Source organism: Micromonospora sp. URMC 107, assembly GCF_051386315.1.
Taxonomy (GTDB): Bacteria; Actinomycetota; Actinomycetes; order Mycobacteriales; family Micromonosporaceae; genus Micromonospora.
This window is the reverse complement of sequence record NZ_JBPQTK010000014.1, coordinates 20,919-41,579: the sequence shown is the minus strand read 5'-3', so window position 1 is coordinate 41,579 and position 20,661 is coordinate 20,919. Positions and strand designations below refer to the sequence as shown.

The following is a 20,661-nucleotide window of genomic DNA, read 5'->3' as shown; positions in this document are numbered from 1 at the left end:
CATCCGGTAACCTGCGGCACGAGCGCCGCAGCCGACGAGAGGACCGTGTTGAGCACATCGTGGACGCCGGGCGCGGGAGCGGCCGGACTCGAGGGCCTCCTGCGGCAGGCGCAGGAGCAGCAGCGCCGGCTGGCGGACTTCCAGCGGCAGCGCGCCGAGCTGCGGGTCACCGGGGAGAGCCCGGACGGCCTGGTCCAGGTCACCGTCGACGGTGACATGAAGGTCGGCGACATCGAGCTCGACCCCCGGGCCATGCGGCTGGACAGCTTCACCCTGGTCGAGTCGCTCCAGGCGGCGATCGACGCCGCCTACGCCGCGCACGCCGAGCGGCAGCGCGAGCTGGTGGAGGAGATGGTCGGCGGCGGGGACCTGGTCCGGCGGGCCGAGGCGGGGAAGGTGACCCCGGAGGAGTGGTTCCGCCAGTTCGGGGTGGACATCAACGACCCGCTGCGCCGGCTGCGCGGCTGACGACGAAGGGGGAGGACAGTGGCGAACACGGTCGACGTCGGCGCGATCAGGGATGCCGCGAAGAAGCTCGCCGCCGAGGACGGCCCGAAGGCGTTCCTGCGGAACGCGAAGGAGAAGCTGGACGAGGTCAAGCTCTCCGGCATGTCCATGACCATCCTGGGCATCGGCGCCGTGGGCAGGCACAACGCGGTGATCGACGAGCACGTCGACAACCTGAGCAAGGGCGTCGAGCACCTGCAGAGGGCGGCCGACAACCTTCAGCAGACCGCAAGCAACTGGGAGAAGTCGGACCAGCCCTGGGTGGTCAAGTGACCTCGCGGGCGCAGGACGCAGGGAGGCGCTGATGCCGGAGATCCTGATCGCCAATTCCTCGGGCTCGGTGGTGGGGACGCACAGTGTCGCGGCGCAGACCGCGCCGGTGCGTACGCTGGCCGGGGCGGCCCGGGCCAACTGGATGTGGCTGGCCGGCGCCGGCATCCTCATCGCCGCCATCGTCCACCTCGAGTCCTTCGACAACGACGAGATCTCCAAGGCCGTCAAGAACTGGGGCGACGCGGCCGCGTATCTCGGCGGCGACCAGTTCGGCAAGGCGATGGAGAGCGTGCCGCCGTCCGCCGAGGAGTGGAACTTCGAGGACCGCGAGGCGTTCGACACGTTCGTGCAGCAGCTCAACATGGAGGTCGCGGCTCTCGCCGAGGCGCTCAACGCCAACAAGGACGCGTTGCAGGGCCTCCAGGACCACTACAACTCCGTGATCGACGCGCTGGTCGCCGTGTTGACGACGATCCTGATCGCGGTGATCGCGGCGGTGGCGCTCCAGGCGTTCCCGCCCACCATCCCGCTGGCGAACGCGATCGGGGTGGCCGGCCTGACCGCCAGCATGGCGATCATCGCGCTCGTCTTCCAGGACATCGGTTCGGTGCTCTCCACCATCTCGAGCTCGTTCCGGGGGGCCGAGGCGCACCAGTTCACCGCCGAGTCCAAGCCGGGCTTCGCCTCGGGGCCCGATCCCGACATCAAGGACATCAAGATCGACTGGGTGCAGGATTCGGGGTTCTACGCGGCCTGAGCGGCCGCACGAAAGGTGGGCGGCGCCGTGGCGTGGCAGGCAGTCTTGTTCGTGTACGCACTGGTCGCCGTCATGCTCTTCGTCGTGCTGGGAGTGGTCGCGCGGCTGACCCGCTCGCGTCTGGCCCAGCGGTTGGCGGAGATCGCCGTGCTCAGCAGCGCGGCCGCGTTCGCGGTGGCGCTCGGTTCCGTCGCGGACGACGGACTGCAGTGGACCCTGGTGGTGCTGCTGGGCCTCATATTCGTGGGGGGCCTGGTGATGCACGTCCGCTCGTACTCCCGTTCCTCCTAGGGGACGTGCCGTCGAGCGGCTGGCAGGCAGGCTGGGGCAGGGCTGCGCGGACTGGACGGCGTCCGCTACGGTCTTGGCTGAGTGTCCGTCGGTGGGGTGATTGCCTTGCGGCGGGGGAGGACGCGGCGACTGCGCCGCCACAAAAAGACGGAAGGGTGTGAAGCATGGCGTTCGAGGTCGAAGCAGCGACTCTGCATACCGCCGCGGGTGACGTGCGCTCCACGCGCAGCGAGGTCGACGGCGAGCTGAAGAAGCTGTGGAACGTGGTCGACGACCTGGCCATCGCCTGGAAGGGGCAGGCGTCCACCGGCTTCCAGTCGCTGATGCAGCGCTGGAACGAGGACACGGGCAAGCTGCTGACGGCGATGGACAACATCGCCGACCTGCTCGACAAGTCGGGTACGACGCACCAGGTCAACGACGAAGAGCAGCAGCAGATGCTGGACAAGTTCCACTCTGCACTCAACCCGTGATCCGCCGAGACGAGCAGGGGAGGAACTCATGAGCATCAAGGTTGACTACGCGGTCCTCGAGAGCAGCAACCAGCAGATGATGGCCATCTCGCGGACCATCGACGAGAAGCTGGACACGCTGCGGTCGATGCTGTCGAAGCTCCAGTGGGACGGTGAGGACCGTGCCGCGTACGAGCAGCACCAGGCGCAGTGGGACGCCGCCGTCCGGGACATCAACAAGATCCTGAACGACATCGGTGGCGCGGTGGGCATCGCCCGCGAGAACTACGTCAGCACCGAGATGAGCAACGCCAAGGCGTGGAACTGACACGATCGCCGACGCGGCTCCGGTCCGGTTCGACCGGGCTGGAGCCGCGTCGCGTTGTGCGCCGATAGGTCCTGGGAGAGTCATGCGTGCGAGGAAGCCTTCGCGGCCGTTGTTCAGGGTGGCCGTCGCCGCGGTGGCGTTGGCCGTCGGCGCCGGGACCGGCCCGCTGCTCGCGCCCGACCCGGCACGCGCCGACACCGTGCGCGGCCTCCAGTGGTACCTCGACTCGCTGAAGATCCCCCAGGCGCACAAGGTGACCAAGGGCAAGGGTGTCACCGTCGCCGTCATCGACACCGGCGTCGACCCGAACCTGCCCGATCTGCGCGGCCAGGTGCTGCCGGGCAAGGGTGTGACGGCCGGCGCGGCCCCCGACGGCCGCCGCGACGACGACACCAGGTTGGCCCACGGCTCGGCGATGGCGGGGATCATCGCGTCCAGGGGTGGCGGCGCGATGCGCCACCTGGGCATCGCCCCGGAGGCGAAGATCCTGCCCGTCTCCATGGGCGACTCCTTCAACTCGGGTGACCTCTCGGAGGGCATCCGCTGGGCGGCCGACGCTGGCGCGGACGTGATCAGCATGTCCGTCGGCGCCGAGGCGCAACCCACCCCGGCCGAGGTCGCGGCCGTCCGCTACGCCCTCGACAAGGACGTCGTGCTGGTCGCCTCGGCCGGCAACCGGAAGCAGGGCGACCGTCGTGTCAGCAGCCCGGCCAACATCCCCGGCGTCATCGCGGTGACCGGCCTGGCGAAGGACGGGGGGCACTTCGCCGAGAGCGTCGGCGGGCCGGAGGCGGTGCTCGCCGCGCCGATGGAGGACATCATCTCCCCCCGGCCGAAGTCCGTCTCGCCCAACGGCTACGGCCTCGGCAGCGGCACCAGCGACGCCGCCGCCATCACCGCCGGCGTGGCGGCGCTGGTCCGGGCGAAGTACCCGGACCTCGACGCGGCCAACGTGGCGAACCGGCTGATCCGCACCGCCCGCGACAAGGGCCCGGCCGGCCGCGACAGCCAGTACGGATTCGGCGCGATCGATCCGCTCGCCGCGCTGACCCGGTCCGTCCCGGCGGTGGACGCGCACCCGCTGCTCGCCGGCGCCGCGACCGGTGCCGCCCCGTCCGCCGGCGCGGTCGACCCGGCGGAGGACGACGGGCCGGCCGTGTCGTTCAGCATGAAGAAGGGCCCGGGTGCGCTGATCCAGGCGGCATTCTGCCTGGCCGTGCCCCTCGTCCTGCTGATCGTCGTGATCGTGCTGGTGCGCCGGTCCCGCCGGAAGGCGACGGCCGGCCCGCCCGGCTATTCCCCGTCGGCCGGCCCGCTCCGCTATCCGCCACCCGGCGGTCCACAGGCCGGCCCGCCCGGCTACCCGCCGCCTCCCGGTCACCCGCCGGCCGGCGCCCCGGGGGTGCCGCCCCACATCCCGCAGTTCGGTACGCCCGGCAACCCGCCGACCGGCGGAGCACCGACGGGCCTGCCCGTTCCGCCCCAGGCGGGACCTCCGCCCGGGTACGGCCCGATGCCCACCGGCGGGCCCGATCCGTACGGCGTGCCACCGGTGCCCCAGGCCGATGCCTGGCAGCCACCCGGCACCGCGCCGACGGCACCGCCACCTCCGCCGGCTCCCGGCGGGCACCAGCAGTAAGCCAGATTGTCAGTCGGCGACGGGGAGGAACCGATGACGGAAGACCGGACGAGCCCACGGGTGGACAGGACGGAGCAGCCGGAAGAGCTCCGGGTGGACACCCCCTACATGCCCATCACCCCGCTGGCACCCACGGTGCACATCAGCGGCATCACGATGGACAACGTCAACCGGGCGCAGACGCCCTCCGGCCTGGTGCCGGGGGCGGGCGAGAGCGGCGACAACACCGAGTGGGACGCGTCCAGCCTGGACAGCGCCATCGAGTGGCTCGAGTCGCACGCCTCGTTCTTGAACAAGCAGTCGTACACGATGGTCGAGATCCAGGACAAGATGGGCGGCACGGCCGGCGGCGCCGGCGTGAACGCCGTGGGTGGCGGGGCTTCGAGCCCGCTCGGTGGCTTCGACCGGGCGGGGGACCTCGCCCGCAAGCACTCCAGCCTGTTCACCAGCACGCAGCAGAACGTCCGCAAGCTCGCCGAGGACCTCTACAAGGCGGCGAACGCGCTGCGTGAGGTCAAGGAGAACTACGAGACGGCGGAGAAGGCCAACGCCATGTCCGCGGCCGAGATGGAGCGCGCCTTCAGCGAAGCCGCCACCAGCGGATCCAACGGCTGAACGGGGAGGGTGACAGGATGCCGAGCTGGGAAGAGATGTGCCAGCAGGTCGTCATTGCGGGCCGGCCGGGCGACGTCGCCAGTGCCGCGCTGGGCTGGGACCAACTGCTGAAGAACCTAACCTCCGTCAAGGAGAGCCTGGAGAAGAACGTCAAGGACCTGGGCGAGGTGTGGAAGGGGCCGGCGTACGACTCCTTCAAGACCCACGTCGAGCAGATCGCGAAGGACACCGGCCGGATCGTCGAGGACGCCGAGGGCCAGAACGGCATCGTCCGGTCGCTCAACGACGCCGCCGACAAGCTGAGCGCCGCGCAGGCCGAGTTCCCCATTCCGGCGAGCTGCGTCAACGACGTGCTGGAGGCGCGCAACGGCCGCCTCGTGATCAGCACCGGCTTCTTCGAGATGAAGGTCAAGCCCGACTTCCTCGGGCTGCTCGATCCGCTCACCTCGCTGGCGGACTGGATCAACGACAAGTCGGATGAGGCGGCCAAGGTCTACAACCAGATCAGCGGCGAGTACACGACGATCGACTCCGGTACGCCCGGCCAGACCACGCCGCTCGGCGTCCAGAGCCCCGAGGTGGAGACGCCGAACCTCGGCGGTGGCCCCGGCGCCGGCAGCGTCGGCGGCGCACCCAGCATGGGTGGGATGCCCTCGACCGGCGGCATGCCGGGCGGCGGCATGCCGTCGCTCAGCGGGGCCGGCATGCCCGAGACTGGGACCACCGGCATCGGCTCCACCGCGCACCCCAACCTGACCGGCGGCGGCTACGACCCCAACGGCGGCTACGACCCGAGCGACGTCTACACGCCGAGCACCGACAGCCTCGCCGACGACTACGGCAGCGGTCTGGCCGGGGCCGGTGCCCCGACCGTTCCCGCCCTCGGCGGCGGCGGTGGCGGCGGCCTGCCCAGCACCTCCGGGCTCGGCGCCGGTGGCGGGCTGGGTGGCGGTGGCGGCGGACTGGGTGGCGGTGGCGTGATCCCGGGCGGCGGCTCGCTCGGCCGGCCGGTGAGCCCCAACATGGGGCCGATGATGGGCGGCGGCGGGGCCGGCGCCAATCGCGGTGGCGGCCGGGGCGCCGGTGGCAAGCTCGGCGCCGGCGGCAAGCTCGGCGCGGGTGGCATGGCACCGATGATGGGCGGTGCGGCCGGTGGGGCCGGCCGCGGTGGCGGCCGCGCGGGTGCCGCCGGTGCGGGCGCCAAGGGCGTCGGTGTGGGCGCACGGGGCGTCGGTGGCATGGCCGGCATGGGTACCGGCGCCGGCTACGGCGAGGAGGAGCTTCCTCGTAACACCTGGCTGGAGGAGGACGAGGACGTGTGGGGTGCGGACGGCGGCGGTACGCCCGGCATCCTGCGCTGACAGCGTCGGCTGAGCGCCGTCCACCGCACCGGTGGGCGGCGCTCAGCGCTGTCCGGCTGGACGTGCGGCACCCGAGCCCCGGGACTTGCTCGTCCCGTCGGCGCGGTGGTGCCGGAACGAGGGGCGTCAGCCGGTCGTGGCGTCCGCTCCGGACGGGCGGCGGCCCGGACGCCAGCCCCGGCGTCGCCCGCGGATCAGGATCGGCTTGACGGAGAGCAGCAGCGCGGCGACGAGCGCGCCGACGGCGGCGGCCCAGACCGCGACGGTGCCCTGCCAGGCGAGCGGGTCCGCGGTGGAGGGCGGTGCCGGCATCGCGCCGGCCGGCGGGTCGGTACGCGTGCCGAGCAAACTCGCCACCGCCCGGTACGGATTCACCACCCCGTGGCCGACCTCGGCGTTCTTCCCCTCGGGCGGGCTGTCGGCCGTCCGGATCAGCCGGTCGGCGACCTGCTCCGGGCCGAGGTCCGGGTGGGCGGCCCGGACCAGCGCGGCCACCCCGGAGACGTACGCGGCGGCGAAGCTGGTGCCGCCCTGCGGCTCGGCCAGGTAGCCGTCGCCCCCGGGGGCCGGGCCGAGGATGTTCAGCCCGGGTGCCGCGAGGTCGACGTAGTCCCCGCTCACCGAGCTGCCCACGTGGCCGCCCTCCTCGTCGACCCCGGCGACCGCGATCACCCCGGGGTAGGCGGCCGGGAACGCGGGCCGGTCCTGCTGGTTCTCCTGGCGGTTGCCGGCGGCGGCCACCACGACCACCCCCTCGTCGAGGGCGTAGCGGACCGCGTCGGCCAGTTCCTGCCGGTCCAGGGTCACCAGCGACAGGTTGATCACGTCGGCGCCGTTTCGCACCGACCACCGGATCGCCTCGGCGATCTGCCCCGGCAGCCCCTCGTCGGCGGTGGTCTTGGTGTCGGGCAGGACGCGTACCGGAAGGATCCTGGCCTGCGGCGCGATGCCGCTGAACGACGCGCCGGTGCCCTCCTTCCCGGCGATGATGCCGGCGACGATGGTGCCATGCCCGGCCAGGTCGCAGCGGCCCTCCTGCTGCGGCAGGCCGTTGAAGTCCCGGCCCACCCTGACCTGGCCCTTGAGGGCGGGATGGCTGGCGGAGACGCCGGAGTCGATGACCGCCACCGTGACGCCGGCACCACGGGAGATCCGCCAGGCCGACGAGGGTTCGAGTCTCCTCAGCGGCCACGGCGTCTCGGCGGGAGCGGCGACGCCGGGGGGCCCGCAGCGGGGGACCGCCGCCGAGGCGGGCGACGGAGCGACGACGGCGGTGCCGAGCAGGGCCGCGGCCGCTCCACAGAGGACCGCGCGGGCACCGCGCCCGGGTCGGCGGGCCGGCTCGGTCCCGCCCGGTCGGAAACTCTCGCGCACGCGGTGAGATTACCGCCGCGGACCGGAGGCGCGCCGCCGCCTCCGCGGCGGGCGGCGGCGCGACCGGCTGATGGTGGCCTGGTGGCCGGAACTTCCGGCGGCCGGCGGCGCGGGCCCGGCCGTCAGGGGCGCTCGGTGGCCTCGGCCGGTTGCTGCTCGTCGGTGAAGAGGGCGAGCAGGGCGCCGACCTGCCGGTCCGCTTCGGCGGGGTGCCGGAACCGGCCGGCGGGGTTGAGCGTGTACTCGTTGCGTCGGCCCACCCGGGTGCGGTACAGGTAGCCGCCGGCCTCCAGGTCGGCGACGATCGCCTGGGCGGCCCGCTCGGTGACGCCCACCTCGTCGGCGACGTCGCGGAGCCGGGCGGTGGGGTTGCGGGCGATGGCGAGCAGCACGTGCCCGTGGTTGGTGAGGAACGTCCAGTTGCGGGTGCTCCCGTTCTCCCCTGTCGTCGCCATGTCCGTCATCGTATGGCCCTTGCTTCGTGTCTGCCCTGTGCCCTTGCGGCGGGCGGGTGCGTGAGCGCCACCGCACTCCGGCCCGCCGAACGTATGAAACGCATATCACGCATCCCTTGACGTATCTTGCGTTGCGTGTGACGGTGGTGGCAGCCCGCGTCCAGCGTCGGCCCGGGTGACCAGGCCGTTCACGTGAGGTAGCGAGGTGTGGGATGAGTCGTCCCGGATCGCCAGGTACTCAACCGGGCCCGGAGCGGACGCTCCCGGTGCCGGGCGCGGGCGATGCCGCGGCCGACGTCGGTACCCCGTTCGCCGCCCCCGCGAGTCCCGAGCAGGCGCTCGCCGAGCTGCACGCCGGCAACCGGCGGTTCGTGACCGGCGCCCCGCGCCACCCCAACCAGGACGCCGGGCACCGCGCCGCGGTCGCCGACGGCCAGCACCCCTTCGCGGTGATCGTCGGCTGTTCCGACTCCCGGCTCGCGGCCGAGATCATCTTCGACCGGGGCCTGGGTGACCTCTTCGTGGTCCGCACCGCCGGGCACACCATCGGCCCCGAGGTGCTGGGCAGCGTGGAGTACGCCGTCACGGTCCTGGGCACGCCGCTGGTGGTCGTGCTCGGGCACGACTCCTGCGGGGCCGTCCAGGCGGCACGTGCGGCGGACGCCACCGGCACCCCGCCGGTCGGGCACCTGTGCGCCGTGGTCGACGCGGTGGTGCCCAGCCTGCGCCGGGCCGCCGCCGAGGGCGTGGACGACATCGACCGGATCGTCGACATCCACATCGCGCACACCGTCGAGGCGATGCTGGGCCGCTCCGCCGTGCTCGCCGCCGAGGTGGCCGCCGGTCGCTGCGGGGTGGTCGGCATGTCGTACCGGCTGACCGCCGGCGAGGTGCGGACGGTGGCCGCGGTGCCCGCCCGCGCGGTCGACGCGCCGGAGCCGGCGGCCAGCGCCGCGCTCGCCTGATCCCCCGGCCCTCCGCCGGTCGGCCCTCGGCCCCGCCCGCGGCGCCCTACCGCGCCGCGCTGTGCCCCGTCGTGCGGTGCCCCGTCGTGCGGTGCCCCGTCGTGCGGTGCCCCGGAGTGCCGTGCCCCGCCGTGTCGTGCCCCGGAGTGCCGTGTCGCGGCGCGAGGGCCCGTCTCCCGCCCGTTCCGGCCTGCGGCCTGTCCCGACCCGCCGTTCCCGCGGCCGGTCCCACGCGACGCCACAGGGCCGCCGCGCGTCCGGCGGGGCGGCCCTGTGGGTGGGGTCTCGGCTAGAGCAGTGAGACGTGCACGTGGTCGGTGTGGTTCGACGGGCCGCTGTAGGACTTCCAGCCGGTCGCCGGGAACCAGATCTGCCGGTTCCAGATCACGTAGTAGATGCCGAGCCGGTCGGCGTTACGGACCAGGAAGGCGGTCAGGTTGTTGCCGTACATGTATGTGTCGTCGTTGTGCCAGGGGGAGAAGCCGCTGCGTTGCAGCGACCAGTCGCAGGCCCGGCCCTTCGGGTGCTCGTACGGCCCGCCGGAGCGGTAGCAGCCGACGAACCGGTTGAAGCCGGCCCGCCTGACCTCCTTGTACATGTGCAGGGTGCGCGCGGTGATTCGGCCGGAGGTGGTGGGGTCGTCCTCGGTGGCTGACAGCGGCCGCCAGTCGCCGTCGGCCGTGCGACCCGGCGCCATCCGGGCCACCGGCGAGGTGGCGACCACCTTGCCGTCGGTCAGCCCCCTGCCGCCGACCAGCGCGAGCGCCTTCTCCGCCTCGCGCTTGCCGCGCGCCAGTTCGTTCTTCAGCTTCTGCTGCTCGCGCACCTCGGCGTCGACCGCCAGCTTGGCCTGCTTGGCGCGGTCCCTGATCGCGTTCACCTCGGCCAGCTTCTTGGAGTTGACCAGGTTGATCTCGTCGAGGGCGGCGGCGCGGCGGACGAACGAGTCGGGGCTGGCGGTGTCCAGCAGCATCGACACCGCGCCGATCCGCCCGGTTCGGTAGGACTGGGCGGCGATCTGGCTCACCTGCGGGGCGAGCGCGTCCAGTTCGGCCTGTGCCCGGTCGACTTCCAGGGCCAGTTCGAGTTGGCGCTCCTCCGACTTCTTCAGCTTCGCCTGGGCCTGCACATAGGACCGGTTGCGGGCCTCGATCAGGTCGTCGAGCAGCTTGGGCTCGTCGTCCCCGTGCCCGGAGGGCTTGGGCGGGGTGGGCGCGGCCGCCGCCGGGAGGGGCCCGGCAAAGACCGCCAGGGCGGCGAGCACGGCCACCACGGGCGTCAACCAGCGGCGTAGGGGTGCCGTCACAGTTTTCCCTTCCGTCGACCGCCGACCGGGTTAGCTGACGGGTTCGGGGCGGAAGTGGCCCCTACCGCTGTCGCGGATTCACCCCACGTACCTGGGTCCCCGGCTCGCCTGGCGGCGATTGGGCGGCGGCACCGCAGGCGCCGCTGCGCGCCTTCGGCGGTGACCGGCAGCGAGGTTACCCGAGAGCACTCCCGGGGATCTACGTCCCTAAGCCGACTAAATGCGTTATTTCGTAATGGCGGAGGGTGAGCAGTGACGCGTTTATCAGGTCGGGCGTCCTGATCGGTCACGCTGAGGAGTGTCACCATGCGGTGTCCGTGCTCCTGTCCCGGCCGGGCCATCCGCCGGGAGCGGCGGACGGCGCGTCCGCGGCGCGCGGCCCGCTGAGCGCCTCCAGCGCCTCGGACCGGTCGGCCGCCGGCCGGGGCGTCGGCGCGGGCACGGACGCCGCTCGGTCCGTGGCGTCCCCGCCCCGCCGGCCCGCCGCGGTCACCACGGCCGCCAGCCCGGTGGTCAGCGGCACGGCGGCGATCAGGCCCAGGGTGGCGACCGCGCTGCGGACGATCTCCTGAGCCAGGAACTCGCTGGTGAGGATCTGGGTCACCGCCCGCGAGTCGGCGGTCAGCAGGAGCAGCACCGGCAGCGAGGCGCCGGCGTACGCCAGCACGATGGTGTTCACCGTCGAGGCGATGTGCGCCCGGCCGACCCGGGTCGCCGCCCGGTAGAGCTGGATCCGGGACAGCCCGGGGTTGGCGTGCGCCAGCTCGGTGACCGTGGCGGCCTGGGTGACCGTGACGTCGTCGAGCACGCCGAGGGAACCGATGATGATCCCGGCCAGCAGCAGGCCATGCAGGTCGACGTCGGCCTGGTACATCGACAACGTGGTGGCGTCCTCGCTGCCGAACCCGGTCAGGTGGGTCGCGGCGGTGGCGATCGTGCCGAGGACGCCGGTCAGCACCAGGCTGCCCAGCGTGCCGAGCACGGCGACCGAGGTCTGCGCGGTCACCCCGTGGGTCAGGTAGAGCACCACGAACATGATCAGAGCGGCGCCGACGACCGCGACCAGGAGTGGTGGGTTCCCGGCGCTGATGCCGGGCAGCACGAAGGTCAGCAGGATGGCGAAGCTCGCCGCCAGGCCCGCCAGCGCGGCCAGCCCGCGCCACCGCCCGAAGGCGACGATCGCCGCCGCGAAGAGCGCGACCAGCCAGAGCAGCGGCTTGCCGCGCTGGTGCTCCGCGATGTTGTAGGTGCTGGCCGTGGGATCGGCGGGGTCGGTGAGCTCGACCAGGATGATCTCGTCGCCCACGGCGACGGTCGGCGCGCCGGGTCCGGCCGGCACCGGCGTCTCCACCTGCTGGCCGGCGTCGGGGCCGTCCTCGACCCGCACGGTGACCGTGCCGCAGGGGCCCTGCGCCGCGTCCGGGCTCCCCTCCGGCGTCTCCGGGGCGGGCGGGCAGGGCTCCGTCACCACCCGCGTCACCGTCCCGTGGTGGCGGGGCGGCTCGGTGCCGGCGGCGGGATCGCGCGAGTCCCACGGCCAGAGCACCAGCGCCGCGATCACCGTGGCGACGAAGAGGGGCACCACCGTCGCGACGAGGATCCGCCGCACCCCCGGCGGGGCGGACGGAGCGGGACGGGTGTGGTCGGCGCCCATCGAGTGTCTCCCAACGAGTCCAGGGCGGGGTACGTGCCGGCGGGCCGGTCGGTTCAGCGTCGCCGCGTGGCGGGGGACGGGGGTCGCCTCCGCGTGGCGGTGCGGTCACGTACCGCGGTCGTCGGCCCCGGCCCGGTCGTGAACGGTCACCGCCGCCGCCCGGTGGGGGGCGCGGGACGGGCGGTGCGGAATCCGGAGGGCCATCGGCCGAATGGTAGCCATCCCGGGATGCGGGCGCAGGTGGTGCGGGGTGGTGTCGGGACGCGGACGCCGACGGGCCACCTTCGGCGCCGGCTGTTCCCAGGGCGCGCCGCGCGGTGGACGAGCTCGCCCGGGGCGCGAACGCGGGGGCCAAGGCTCTGGCCGGACAGATCGTCGGCACCCAGCAGGCCGAGACCGACACCATGAGGAAGATCCTCGGCCGGCTCTGACCCGGTCGCCCCGGCGTTCCACCCAGGGGGGGCGCCGGGGCCCCGGCGCCGGGCCGCGACCTCCGAACGGGTCGGGACGGGCGTCCGGTGGCGCGGCGGCTGGTCCGCCGGGAGGGGCCCGGCGGCGGTGTCGCCCGGTCAGCCCCGCCTCATCAGGCGGCCGACGTCAGCCCCGCTTCATCAGGCGGCCGACGGCGGCCATCATCTCGGTGGCCATCTCGTCGGTGCGGCCCTCGGCCGCGCCCTCGTGCATGCAGTGCCGGGCGTGCCCGTCGAGCAGGCCGAGCGCGACCTTGTCCAGGGCGGCCTGGATCGCGGAGATCTGGGTGAGCACGTCGATGCAGTAGCGGTCGTCGTCGACCATCTTCTCGATGCCACGGACCTGCCCCTCGACGCGGCGCAGCCGCGCGAGCAGCTGGTCCTTGGTGGCGGTGTAGCCCCTGGTCGGGGCGGGCGTCGGTGTGGTCATGGGGTCGAGGATACCGTACCCCTCGGGGGTATGGTACGGTCGTTCCTGGCCGGGATACCCCCACCGGGTACCGGTACAACGCACAGGCGCCGGTCTGCCTCCGGCTTACCCCTGGGGGGTATAGGCTGGAGGCGTCGAGAGGAGAGTTCGATGACCACCACGACGTACCAGGTGCAGGGCATGACCTGCGGGCACTGCGCCACCTCCGTCAGCAACGAGGTCGGCGCAATCCCGGGCGTCAGTGACGTCCAGGTCGACGTCGCCGCAGGTCGGGTCACCGTCACCAGTGAGGGCCCGTTGGACACCGACACCGTGCGCTCCGCCGTCGACGAGGCCGGTTACGACCTCGTCGGCGTCTGACAGCGAGCACGGGGGAAACGAGGCGCATCATGAACACGGCGACGAAGCTGAGCGGTTTCGCCCTCGGCCTCGCGGTGTTGTTCGGCGCGACGTACGGGGTCGGCCGGGTGGCCGACCCCGTGGCGCCGCCCGCCGAGGCCCCGCACGAGGCCACCGGGGGGCACGGCAACGACGGCGGATCCGGACACGGGGGCGACAACGGCGCAACGGCGCACCTGCCCGGCGGCCTGCTCGTCTCCGACCGCGGGTACACCCTCCGTCCGGTGGACGCCCCGGCCGGGCAGTTCGCCTTCCAGGTCACCGGCCCGGACGGCCGGGCGGTCACCGCGTACGACGTGGCGCACGACAAGCGCATGCACCTGATCGTGGCCCGCCGCGACCTCTCCGGCTTCCGGCACGTGCACCCGGAGATGGCGCCGGACGGCACCTGGCGGGTCGACTCGCCGCTCGCCGGGCCCGGCGTGTGGCGGGCGTTCGCCGACTTCACCCCGACCGGGGGCGAGCCGCTGACCCTCGGCGTCGACGTGACCGTCCCCGGCGCGCTGACCGGGCGGCCCCTGCCCGCGCCGGCGACCAGCACCACGGTCGACGGCTACACCGTCACGCTCACCGGCGCCCCGCAGCCCGGCCGCACCGCCGAGCTGACCCTGACCGTGAGCCGCGGCGGCGCGCCGGTCACCGACCTGGAGCCCTACCTGGGCGCGTACGGCCACCTGGTGGCGCTGCGCCAGGGCGACCTGGCGTACCTGCACGTGCACCCCAACGGCGAGCCCGGTGACGGGCGGACGCGGCCCGGCCCCGAGGTGAGCTTCTCGGCCGAGGTGCCGTCGGCCGGCGCCTACCGGCTCTACCTGGACTTCAAGCACGGCGGCGTCGTGCGTACCGCCGAATTCACCGTCGTCGCCGGCAGTCCGACCGCGCCGGGTGTCCCGGCCACGACGGGCGCCCCGACGGCGGGCACGCCCGCCGCCACGAGCTCCCCGTCCGCCGACGCCGGCCACGGCGTCCCCGGTCACGGGCACGACTGAGGGACCGTGATGACGATCAGCAGCAAGCCCCTGGCGTACGCGCCGAACCAGATCGAGCTGGCGATCGGTGGGATGACCTGCGCCTCCTGCGCCTCCCGGATCGAGAAGAAGCTGAACCGGATGGACGGGGTGACCGCCACCGTCAACTACGCCACCGAGAAGGCCACCGTCCGCTACGCCGACGAGGTCACCCCGGACGACCTGATCGCCACGGTGGAGAAGACGGGCTACACGGCGGCCCTGCCGCCCCCGCCCGCGCCCGCCGGCGGCGAACCGGCCGCCGCGCCGGTGGACGAGCTGCGCGGCCTGCGTACCCGACTCTGGGTCTCGCTCGTGCTCACCGTGCCGGTGATCGTGCTGGCGATGGTGCCCGCCTGGCAGTTCGACTTCTGGCAGTGGCTGTCGCTGACCCTGGCCGCCCCGGTCGTGGTCTACGGCGGCCTGCCCTTCCACCGGGCGGCCTGGATCAACCTGCGGCACGGCGCGGCGACCATGGACACCCTGGTCTCGGTCGGCACCCTGGCCGCGTTCGGCTGGTCGGTCTGGGCCCTCTTCCTCGGCACCGCCGGCACGCCGGGGATGACCCACCCGTTCAGCCTCGCGATCAGCCGCACCGACGGCGCCGGCAACATCTACCTGGAGGCGGCGGCCGGGGTGACCGTGTTCATCCTCGCCGGCCGCTACTTCGAGGCGCGGGCGAAGCGGACCGCCGGGGCGGCCCTGCGCGCCCTGCTGGAGCTGGGCGCCAAGGACGTCGCGGTGCTGCGCGGCGGCACGGAGACCCGGATCCCGGTGGACCAGCTCGCCGTGGGGGACCGGTTCGTGGTCCGGCCCGGCGAGAAGATCGCCACGGACGGCGTGGTCGACGAGGGCACCTCGGCGGTCGACGCCAGCATGCTCACCGGCGAGTCCGTCCCGGTCGAGGTCGGTCCGGGCGACTCCGTGGTCGGTGCGACCGTCAACGCGGGCGGCCGGCTGGTGGTCACCGCCACCCGCATCGGGGGCGACACCCAACTGGCCCAGATGGCCCGGCTGGTCGAGCAGGCACAGACCGGCAAGGCGGCGGTGCAGCGGTTGGCCGACCGGATCTCCGGCGTCTTCGTGCCGATCGTGATCGCGCTCGCGGTGGGCACCCTCGGCTGGTGGCTCGGCACCGGGTCGGGCGCCACCGCCGCGTTCACCGCCGCCGTGGCGGTGCTGATCATCGCCTGCCCGTGCGCCCTCGGACTGGCCACGCCGACCGCCCTGCTGGTCGGCACCGGGCGGGGTGCGCAGCTCGGCGTCCTGATCAAGGGACCGGAGGTGCTGGAGTCCACGAAGCAGGTGGACACCGTCGTGCTGGACAAGACCGGCACCGTGACCACCGGTCGGATGACCCTGGTGGACGTGGTCCCGGCGGCCGGCGAGGACCGCGCCGAGCTGCTCCGGGTCGCCGGGGCGCTGGAGTCCGCGTCCGAGCACCCGATCGCCCGGGCCATCGCCGCCGGGGCGGCCGAGGCGGGCACGCTGCCGCCGGTGGCCAACTTCGCCAACGCCGAAGGGCTCGGCGTGAGCGGGACGGTCGAGGGCCGGGAGGTGCTGATCGGCCGGCCCCGGCTGCTGCGCGAGCACGGTCTCGACGTACCGGAGGAGGTCGCGCGGGCGGCGGCCACGGCGGAGGGCGAGGGGCGGACGGCGGTGCTGGCCGGCTGGGACGGCCGGGCCCGCGGCGTCCTCGCGGTGGCCGACGTGGTGAGGCCGACGAGCCGGGCGGCGATCGCACGGCTCCGCGCGCTCGGCCTGACGCCGGTGCTGCTGACCGGCGACAACACCACCGTCGCCCGCGCGGTGGCCACCGAGTTGGGCATCGACGAGGTGGTCGCCGAGGTGCTGCCCGCCGACAAGGTCGACGTCGTGCGGCGGCTCCAGGGCGAGGGGCGGACGGTGGCGATGGTCGGTGACGGGGTCAACGACGCCGCCGCGCTGGCCCAGGCGGACCTCGGCCTGGCCATGGGCACCGGCACGGACGTGGCGATCGAGGCGTCCGACCTGACCCTGGTGCGGGGCGACCTGATGGCCGCCGTGGACGCGATCCGGCTCGCCCGGCGCACCCTCGGCATCATCAGGGGCAACCTGTTCTGGGCCTTCGCCTACAACGTGGCGGCCCTGCCGCTGGCCGCCGCCGGCCTGCTGAACCCGATGATCGCCGGCGCCGCGATGGCCTTCTCCTCGGTCTTCGTGGTCGCCAACAGCCTGCGGCTGCGCGGCTTCCGCCCGGTCGTCTGACCCCTTCCCACCCGCGCCGCCGGCCCACCCGTGGGGCCGGCGCCGCGGGTCGTGGCGGGGCCGGCGCGGGCCGTGTGCTGACGGTGGGTGACCGGGGACGGTTGGACGGCGGCGGGACGGGGTACCTCAGGGGGCGTACCGGCACCGCCAATCGGGAGGTTGACATGGGTTTCGACGACAAGATCAACAACACGACCGAAGATGCGGCCGGCAAGCTGAAGGAAGGCGCCGGCCGGGCCACCGACAACGAGCGGCTCGAGGCCGAGGGGCGCAACGACCAGGCCAGCGCCAAGCTCAAGCAGGCCGGCGAGAAGATCAAGGACGCCTTCAAGAGCTGACCCGCGTACGCGCCCTCCGCCGGATCGGCATCCAGCCGACCCGGCGGAGGGCGTACTGGCGCATCCGGCGGACGTGTCCCCCGGGTGGCGCCACTCGTTGGCAGGTCGACGTCCCGCCGCCCGGCGTCGGCCGAACCCGGGCCGTTCCCGCAGGACGGCCGAGAGCCCGAACGGGAGGTCCCGTGTCCCGATCCGTCGTCTACGCGCGGCGCGCCGCCGCCACGGTGGCGCTCGGGGTGCTCGCCGTGGGATGCCAGGACACCGCGCGGGAGGAGGCCGCCCGCACCGGCGCGCCCCCGCCGAGCCCGACGGCCTCGGCGAGCGCCACCCCGAGCCCGTCCCCGGTCGCCACGACCGCCGCCAACACCGCCGAGGTCTGCCGCGAGGTCGACCGGGTGATCCTCGCCGGCAGCCGGAGGATCGCCACCGACTCGGCGGCCTCGGTGACCCGTGACCTCACCGGGGAGCAGGTCGCCGACCAGCTCCGGCGCAACCTGGCGGAGCTGGCCGACGACGTACGCGCCCAGGCCCGCCAGGCCGCCGACCCGGAGATCCGCGCCCTGATCGAGGAGACCGCCGACCGGATCGACGCCGGCTCCCGGGCGTCCCGGCCGGCCGCCTGGATGGACTCCACCTTCACCGGCATCCCGCCGAAGCTGACCCGCGAGTGCCGCGCCTGAGCCGGTAGCGGCGCCGTGCCAGGACCAGCTCACGGGTGGCCGGGTGCCTCGGCGCCCGCGAGCCGGGCGGCCCGCAGCTCCAGGTAGCGCTGCTCGGGCAGGCTCGTCGTCCCCCGGGCCGCCGCCCGGTACGCCGCCCGCGCCCGCCGCGGTTCGCCCGCCAGCTCCCACAGGTGGGCGCGGACGGCGGCGAGCCGGTGGTGCCCGGCGGTGCGGTCGTCGTCGTCGAGCCCGGTGAGCAGGGCCAGGCCGGCGCGGGGACCGTCCACCATGGCCACCGCGACCGCCTGGTTCAGGGTGACCATCGGGCTCGGGGCGGTCCGGGCGAGGAGCCGGTAGAGCGCCACGATCTGTCGCCAGTCGGTCCGCTCGGCGGACGGGGCCTCGGCGTGCACGGCGGCGATCGCCGCCTGGAGCTGGTACGGGCCGGGCGGCGACCAGGTCAACGCCTCGGTGACCAGAGCGGTCCCCTCGGCGATGGCGGCGTGGTCCCAGCGGTCGCGGTCCTGCTCGGCGAGCGGGACCAGCTCCCCGGCCGGCCCGGTGCGGGCGGCCCGGTGCGCGTCGGTGAGCAGCATCAACGCCAGCAGCCCGGTCACCTCGCCGTCGTCCGGGAGCAGCCGGTGCACCAGCCGGGCCAGCCGGATCGCCTCGGTGGTCAGGTCGGCCCGGTGCAGCTCCGGCCCGCTGGAGGCGGTGTACCCCTCGTTGAAGATCAGATAGAGCACCTGGAGCACGGCCCGCAGCCGCTCGTCCCGGTCCCCGGGCGCGGGCATGGTGAAGCGCGCCCCGGCGGCCTCGATCCGCTGCTTGGCCCGGCGGATGCGCTGGCTCATCGTCGCCTCGGGCACGAGGTACGCCCTCGCGATCTGCGCGGTGGTGAGGCCGCCGACCGCCCGCAGCGTCAGCGCGACCTGGGCCGACCGGGCCAGCGCCGGGTGGCAGCAGAGGAACAGCAGGGCCAGGGTGTCGTCCCCCGCCGGCGGCTGGTCGTCGGCCGCCGGCGCGACCGTCGCGTACGCCGGCTCGCGGGCGGCCAGCGCGGCCTCCCGGTCGCGGCGGGCGCGCTCGCTGCGCCACTCGTCGGTCAGCCGGCGCGTGGCGACGGTGAGCAACCAGGCCCGGGGGTTGTCCGGCACGCCCTGCTCCGGCCACCGCACGGCGGCGGCGAGCAGCGCCTCCTGCACGGCGTCCTCGGCGGCGGCGAACTGGCCGTAGCGGCGGACGAGCAGGCCGAGGACCTGCGGCGCCAGGTCGCGCAGCAGGTCCTCCAGGTGCCGTCCGGTCACATCTCGGTCCCGGCCTCGTCCATGACCGCCCGCACCTCCAGCACGCCGAAGCCCCGCCGCACGTCCGGCCAGCTGGCGGCGATCTCGGCGGCCCGCTCGGGGCTGTCGCAGTCGACCATCAGATAGCCGGCGAACTGCTCCTTGCTCTCCATGTACGGCCCGTCGGTCACCTCCGGCCGGTCCCCGGCCAGCCGGACCGTACGCGCCTGCGACGGGTCTGCCAGGGCCTGGCCGCCGAGGAACTCGCCCGACTCGGTCAGCTCCCGCATGACCTCGTCGACCTCGCCGAAGAGCGCGCTGCGCTCCTGCTCCGAGAGCCCCTCCACGAACCCCGGGCGGTTCCAGATCAGCAGCATATACTTCATCGGGTGCTCCTCGTCGCGTCGGCCGCGCCCATCGTGGCGCGTCTCCGGTGAGGGGTCGGAGCCGACCCGCCGGTTCCGACAGCCGACGGGGAGGAATCTCAGCGCCGGCCGCGTAGCTGGCGCTTCGGGGCGGGGCCGGCGGCGAGCGAGGCGCGGTCGGCGGCGGAGGTGCCCGAGGACCAGCCGTCGGCGTCGCGGACGGTGAGCCGGCCCCGGGTGACGCCGGGGAAGAGCGTGTCGAGGCGTTCGCGTACCGCCTCGGCGCGGGTGGCGAGCACCGGCAGCAGCCGCTCCGGCCCGGCCTGCGCCGTCGCCTCCCGGTCGGCGGCGTCGGTGGCGGCCCGCAGCCGCTCGCCGATCCGCAGCGCGAAGGCGTTGAGGAAGGACTCGTCGTAGTCCCGGGTCCGCCGGCCGCCGCCCTTGGCCCGCCGTTCGCCCCGCCCGCGCAGCATCGCGGTGGTGGCCTGCACCAGCAGCGAGGTGTGGAGCAGCTCGACGGCCTCCAGGTCGGCCGGCCAGCCCAGCACCGTGGTGAAGCCGAGGTCGTCGGACCAGACGGCCTCGCAGCGGTTCGCCGCCGCCACCTCCTGCGCCAGCAGCGCCTTCGCGCCCGCGTACGGGGGGTCGGTGCCGAGGCGCACCCCGCCGGGCCGGTCGGCCGGCTCGGCGACGCCCGCCAGCAGTGCCTGGTCGATGCTGTGCCGGGCGATCAGCTCCTGGGCCTTGCCGGTCAGCGCCTCCGCCTCGGCCGGGTAGGTGGTCGACTCCGCCTTGGCCAGCAGCGCCCGCACCCGGTCGAGCATCCGGGAGCCGCTGCCCGGCCCGCCGCGCGCGACGCCCGCCAGGGGCGCGCCGGGCGGCGGGCGCAGCACGGCGATCGGTGGGAGCCCCTCCACCAGGGCCAGCGCGTCGACCGCCGCCCGCAGCGCGGTGAACCGGTCGTACCCCACGCGCGCCGACCAGGCGGTCAGGTGACCCTCGTCGGCGTCCCACCACACCCCCGCGCCCAGGTCGCGCAGCTGGTCGTCCCACCACGGCGGCACGGGCCCGGCCAGCTCGCGGCGCTGCGCGGCGAGCGCGTCGGTGACCAGCCCGGCAGCCCGGGAGCCGAGTCGGCGGGCGGCGAGCCGGCCGAGGTCCACCGGCTGCCAGCCGTGCTGCGCCAGCCGCGCGACGCCCCGGGCGAGGCGGCGCAGGAGCGCGGCGTCCACCGCCGCCGCGCCGTCCGCGGCGCCCGTCCCGATCATCAGCCGGTCCAGCTGACGCTCCGCGAGGCGTACGTCGGTGCCGCGCACCGCCGCGAGCGCGTCGCTGATGAGTTCCTCGGCGTCCGGCACGGCCGTGTCCTCCTGGGGTCTGCTTCTCCCGCGCCGGGAAACGATCGTCACCCGCCCGCCGAAGGTACCTCCGGGCCCGCCCGCCGTCCGCCGGTCGTGACCGGTGCCACCGCGACCTCCCC

Annotated in this window: 23 protein-coding genes and 1 riboswitch; of the genes, 15 read left to right on the top strand and 8 right to left on the bottom strand. The window is 74.3% G+C overall.

Annotation, left to right across the window (positions count from 1 at the left end; all coding sequences use genetic code 11):
- Window positions 1-45 precede the first annotated feature (45 nt).
- From ACSNN9_RS05425 to ACSNN9_RS05385, 9 genes are all read left to right on the top strand, one after another.
- Window positions 46-468 carry a YbaB/EbfC family nucleoid-associated protein gene (locus ACSNN9_RS05425; RefSeq protein WP_436671510.1) on the top strand — a complete coding sequence of 141 codons (423 nt, stop codon included), beginning with the start codon at window positions 46-48 and terminating at the stop codon, window positions 466-468.
- 18 nt (window positions 469-486) lie between these two features.
- Complete coding sequence (locus tag ACSNN9_RS05420; RefSeq protein WP_436671509.1) at window positions 487-780, top strand: hypothetical protein; 294 nt, start codon at window positions 487-489, stop codon at window positions 778-780.
- Between the two features lie 31 nt (window positions 781-811).
- On the top strand, window positions 812-1,537 hold the full coding sequence (locus ACSNN9_RS05415; RefSeq protein WP_436671508.1) for a hypothetical protein: 726 nt from the start codon (window positions 812-814) through the stop codon (window positions 1,535-1,537).
- Between the two features lie 45 nt (window positions 1,538-1,582).
- On the top strand, window positions 1,583-1,828 hold the full coding sequence (locus ACSNN9_RS05410) for a hypothetical protein (RefSeq protein WP_436671507.1): 246 nt from the start codon (window positions 1,583-1,585) through the stop codon (window positions 1,826-1,828).
- Window positions 1,829-1,992: 164 nt separating this feature from the next.
- The gene (locus ACSNN9_RS05405) at window positions 1,993-2,301 is read left to right on the top strand and encodes a WXG100 family type VII secretion target (RefSeq protein WP_121396950.1); all 309 of its coding nucleotides are present in this window, start codon (window positions 1,993-1,995) and stop codon (window positions 2,299-2,301) included.
- 28 nt (window positions 2,302-2,329) lie between these two features.
- Window positions 2,330-2,608 carry a WXG100 family type VII secretion target gene (locus tag ACSNN9_RS05400; RefSeq protein WP_089002279.1) on the top strand — a complete coding sequence of 93 codons (279 nt, stop codon included), beginning with the start codon at window positions 2,330-2,332 and terminating at the stop codon, window positions 2,606-2,608.
- 118 nt (window positions 2,609-2,726) lie between these two features.
- Window positions 2,727-4,247 (top strand): S8 family serine peptidase, encoded by a 1,521-nt coding sequence (locus tag ACSNN9_RS05395; protein ID WP_436671539.1) that lies wholly within the window; start codon window positions 2,727-2,729, stop codon window positions 4,245-4,247.
- A 93-nt stretch (window positions 4,248-4,340) separates the two neighbouring features.
- A complete protein-coding gene (locus ACSNN9_RS05390) occupies window positions 4,341-4,862 on the top strand; it encodes a hypothetical protein (protein WP_436671506.1) in 522 nt (173 codons plus the stop codon).
- Between the two features lie 17 nt (window positions 4,863-4,879).
- A complete protein-coding gene (locus ACSNN9_RS05385) occupies window positions 4,880-6,223 on the top strand; it encodes a WXG100 family type VII secretion target (protein ID WP_436671505.1) in 1,344 nt (447 codons plus the stop codon).
- Between the two features lie 126 nt (window positions 6,224-6,349).
- Here ACSNN9_RS05385 and mycP read toward each other — a convergent pair whose 3' ends face one another.
- Together mycP and ACSNN9_RS05375 are read right to left on the bottom strand one after the other, a co-directional pair.
- Complete coding sequence (mycP, locus tag ACSNN9_RS05380; protein ID WP_436671504.1) at window positions 6,350-7,597, bottom strand: type VII secretion-associated serine protease mycosin; 1,248 nt, start codon at window positions 7,595-7,597, stop codon at window positions 6,350-6,352.
- 122 nt (window positions 7,598-7,719) lie between these two features.
- Window positions 7,720-8,061: a helix-turn-helix transcriptional regulator gene (locus ACSNN9_RS05375; RefSeq protein ID WP_436671503.1), complete on the bottom strand. Its 342-nt coding sequence runs from the start codon at window positions 8,059-8,061 to the stop codon at window positions 7,720-7,722.
- 203 nt (window positions 8,062-8,264) lie between these two features.
- Here ACSNN9_RS05375 and ACSNN9_RS05370 point away from each other — a divergent pair, with 203 nt between their 5' ends.
- Window positions 8,265-9,017, top strand: coding sequence for a carbonic anhydrase (locus tag ACSNN9_RS05370; protein ID WP_436671502.1), 753 nt, complete (start codon window positions 8,265-8,267; stop codon window positions 9,015-9,017).
- A 289-nt stretch (window positions 9,018-9,306) separates the two neighbouring features.
- Here the strand turns inward: ACSNN9_RS05370 and ACSNN9_RS05365 are convergent, their stop codons facing one another.
- The 3 genes from ACSNN9_RS05365 to ACSNN9_RS05355 form a co-directional block, all read right to left on the bottom strand.
- A complete protein-coding gene (locus tag ACSNN9_RS05365; protein ID WP_436671501.1) occupies window positions 9,307-10,323 on the bottom strand; it encodes a coiled-coil domain-containing protein in 1,017 nt (338 codons plus the stop codon).
- Window positions 10,324-10,326: 3 nt separating this feature from the next.
- A riboswitch (cyclic di-AMP (ydaO/yuaA leader) is annotated at window positions 10,327-10,458 on the bottom strand.
- Between the two features lie 166 nt (window positions 10,459-10,624).
- A complete protein-coding gene (locus tag ACSNN9_RS05360) occupies window positions 10,625-11,977 on the bottom strand; it encodes a YibE/F family protein (RefSeq protein WP_436671500.1) in 1,353 nt (450 codons plus the stop codon).
- 597 nt (window positions 11,978-12,574) lie between these two features.
- Entirely contained in the window at window positions 12,575-12,877 is a 303-nt protein-coding gene (locus ACSNN9_RS05355) for a metal-sensitive transcriptional regulator (protein ID WP_436671499.1), read from the bottom strand.
- A gap of 150 nt (window positions 12,878-13,027) precedes the next feature.
- Here ACSNN9_RS05355 and ACSNN9_RS05350 point away from each other — a divergent pair, with 150 nt between their 5' ends.
- The 5 genes from ACSNN9_RS05350 to ACSNN9_RS05330 all read left to right on the top strand — a co-directional run bounded on the left by ACSNN9_RS05350 (window position 13,028) and on the right by ACSNN9_RS05330 (window position 17,548).
- Window positions 13,028-13,237 (top strand): heavy-metal-associated domain-containing protein, encoded by a 210-nt coding sequence (locus ACSNN9_RS05350; protein WP_358086055.1) that lies wholly within the window; start codon window positions 13,028-13,030, stop codon window positions 13,235-13,237.
- 29 nt (window positions 13,238-13,266) lie between these two features.
- Window positions 13,267-14,265, top strand: coding sequence for a hypothetical protein (locus ACSNN9_RS05345; RefSeq protein WP_436671498.1), 999 nt, complete (start codon window positions 13,267-13,269; stop codon window positions 14,263-14,265).
- 9 nt (window positions 14,266-14,274) lie between these two features.
- The gene (locus ACSNN9_RS05340) at window positions 14,275-16,530 is read left to right on the top strand and encodes a heavy metal translocating P-type ATPase (RefSeq protein ID WP_436671497.1); all 2,256 of its coding nucleotides are present in this window, start codon (window positions 14,275-14,277) and stop codon (window positions 16,528-16,530) included.
- A 164-nt stretch (window positions 16,531-16,694) separates the two neighbouring features.
- Window positions 16,695-16,868, top strand: a complete 174-nt coding sequence (locus ACSNN9_RS05335; RefSeq protein ID WP_121396938.1) for a CsbD family protein — start codon at window positions 16,695-16,697, stop codon at window positions 16,866-16,868.
- A 182-nt stretch (window positions 16,869-17,050) separates the two neighbouring features.
- A complete protein-coding gene (locus ACSNN9_RS05330) occupies window positions 17,051-17,548 on the top strand; it encodes a hypothetical protein (protein WP_436671496.1) in 498 nt (165 codons plus the stop codon).
- 29 nt (window positions 17,549-17,577) lie between these two features.
- Here ACSNN9_RS05330 and ACSNN9_RS05325 read toward each other — a convergent pair whose 3' ends face one another.
- The 3 genes from ACSNN9_RS05325 to ACSNN9_RS05315 all read right to left on the bottom strand — a co-directional run bounded on the left by ACSNN9_RS05325 (window position 17,578) and on the right by ACSNN9_RS05315 (window position 20,539).
- A complete protein-coding gene (locus ACSNN9_RS05325; RefSeq protein ID WP_436671495.1) occupies window positions 17,578-18,837 on the bottom strand; it encodes an RNA polymerase sigma factor in 1,260 nt (419 codons plus the stop codon).
- The gene (locus ACSNN9_RS05320; protein ID WP_358086045.1) at window positions 18,834-19,202 is read right to left on the bottom strand and encodes a YciI family protein; all 369 of its coding nucleotides are present in this window, start codon (window positions 19,200-19,202) and stop codon (window positions 18,834-18,836) included. Before ACSNN9_RS05320 ends, ACSNN9_RS05325 begins: the two co-directional genes overlap by 4 nt.
- Window positions 19,203-19,300: 98 nt before the next feature.
- On the bottom strand, window positions 19,301-20,539 hold the full coding sequence (locus tag ACSNN9_RS05315; protein ID WP_436671494.1) for a DUF2786 domain-containing protein: 1,239 nt from the start codon (window positions 20,537-20,539) through the stop codon (window positions 19,301-19,303).
- Window positions 20,540-20,661 lie beyond the last annotated feature (122 nt).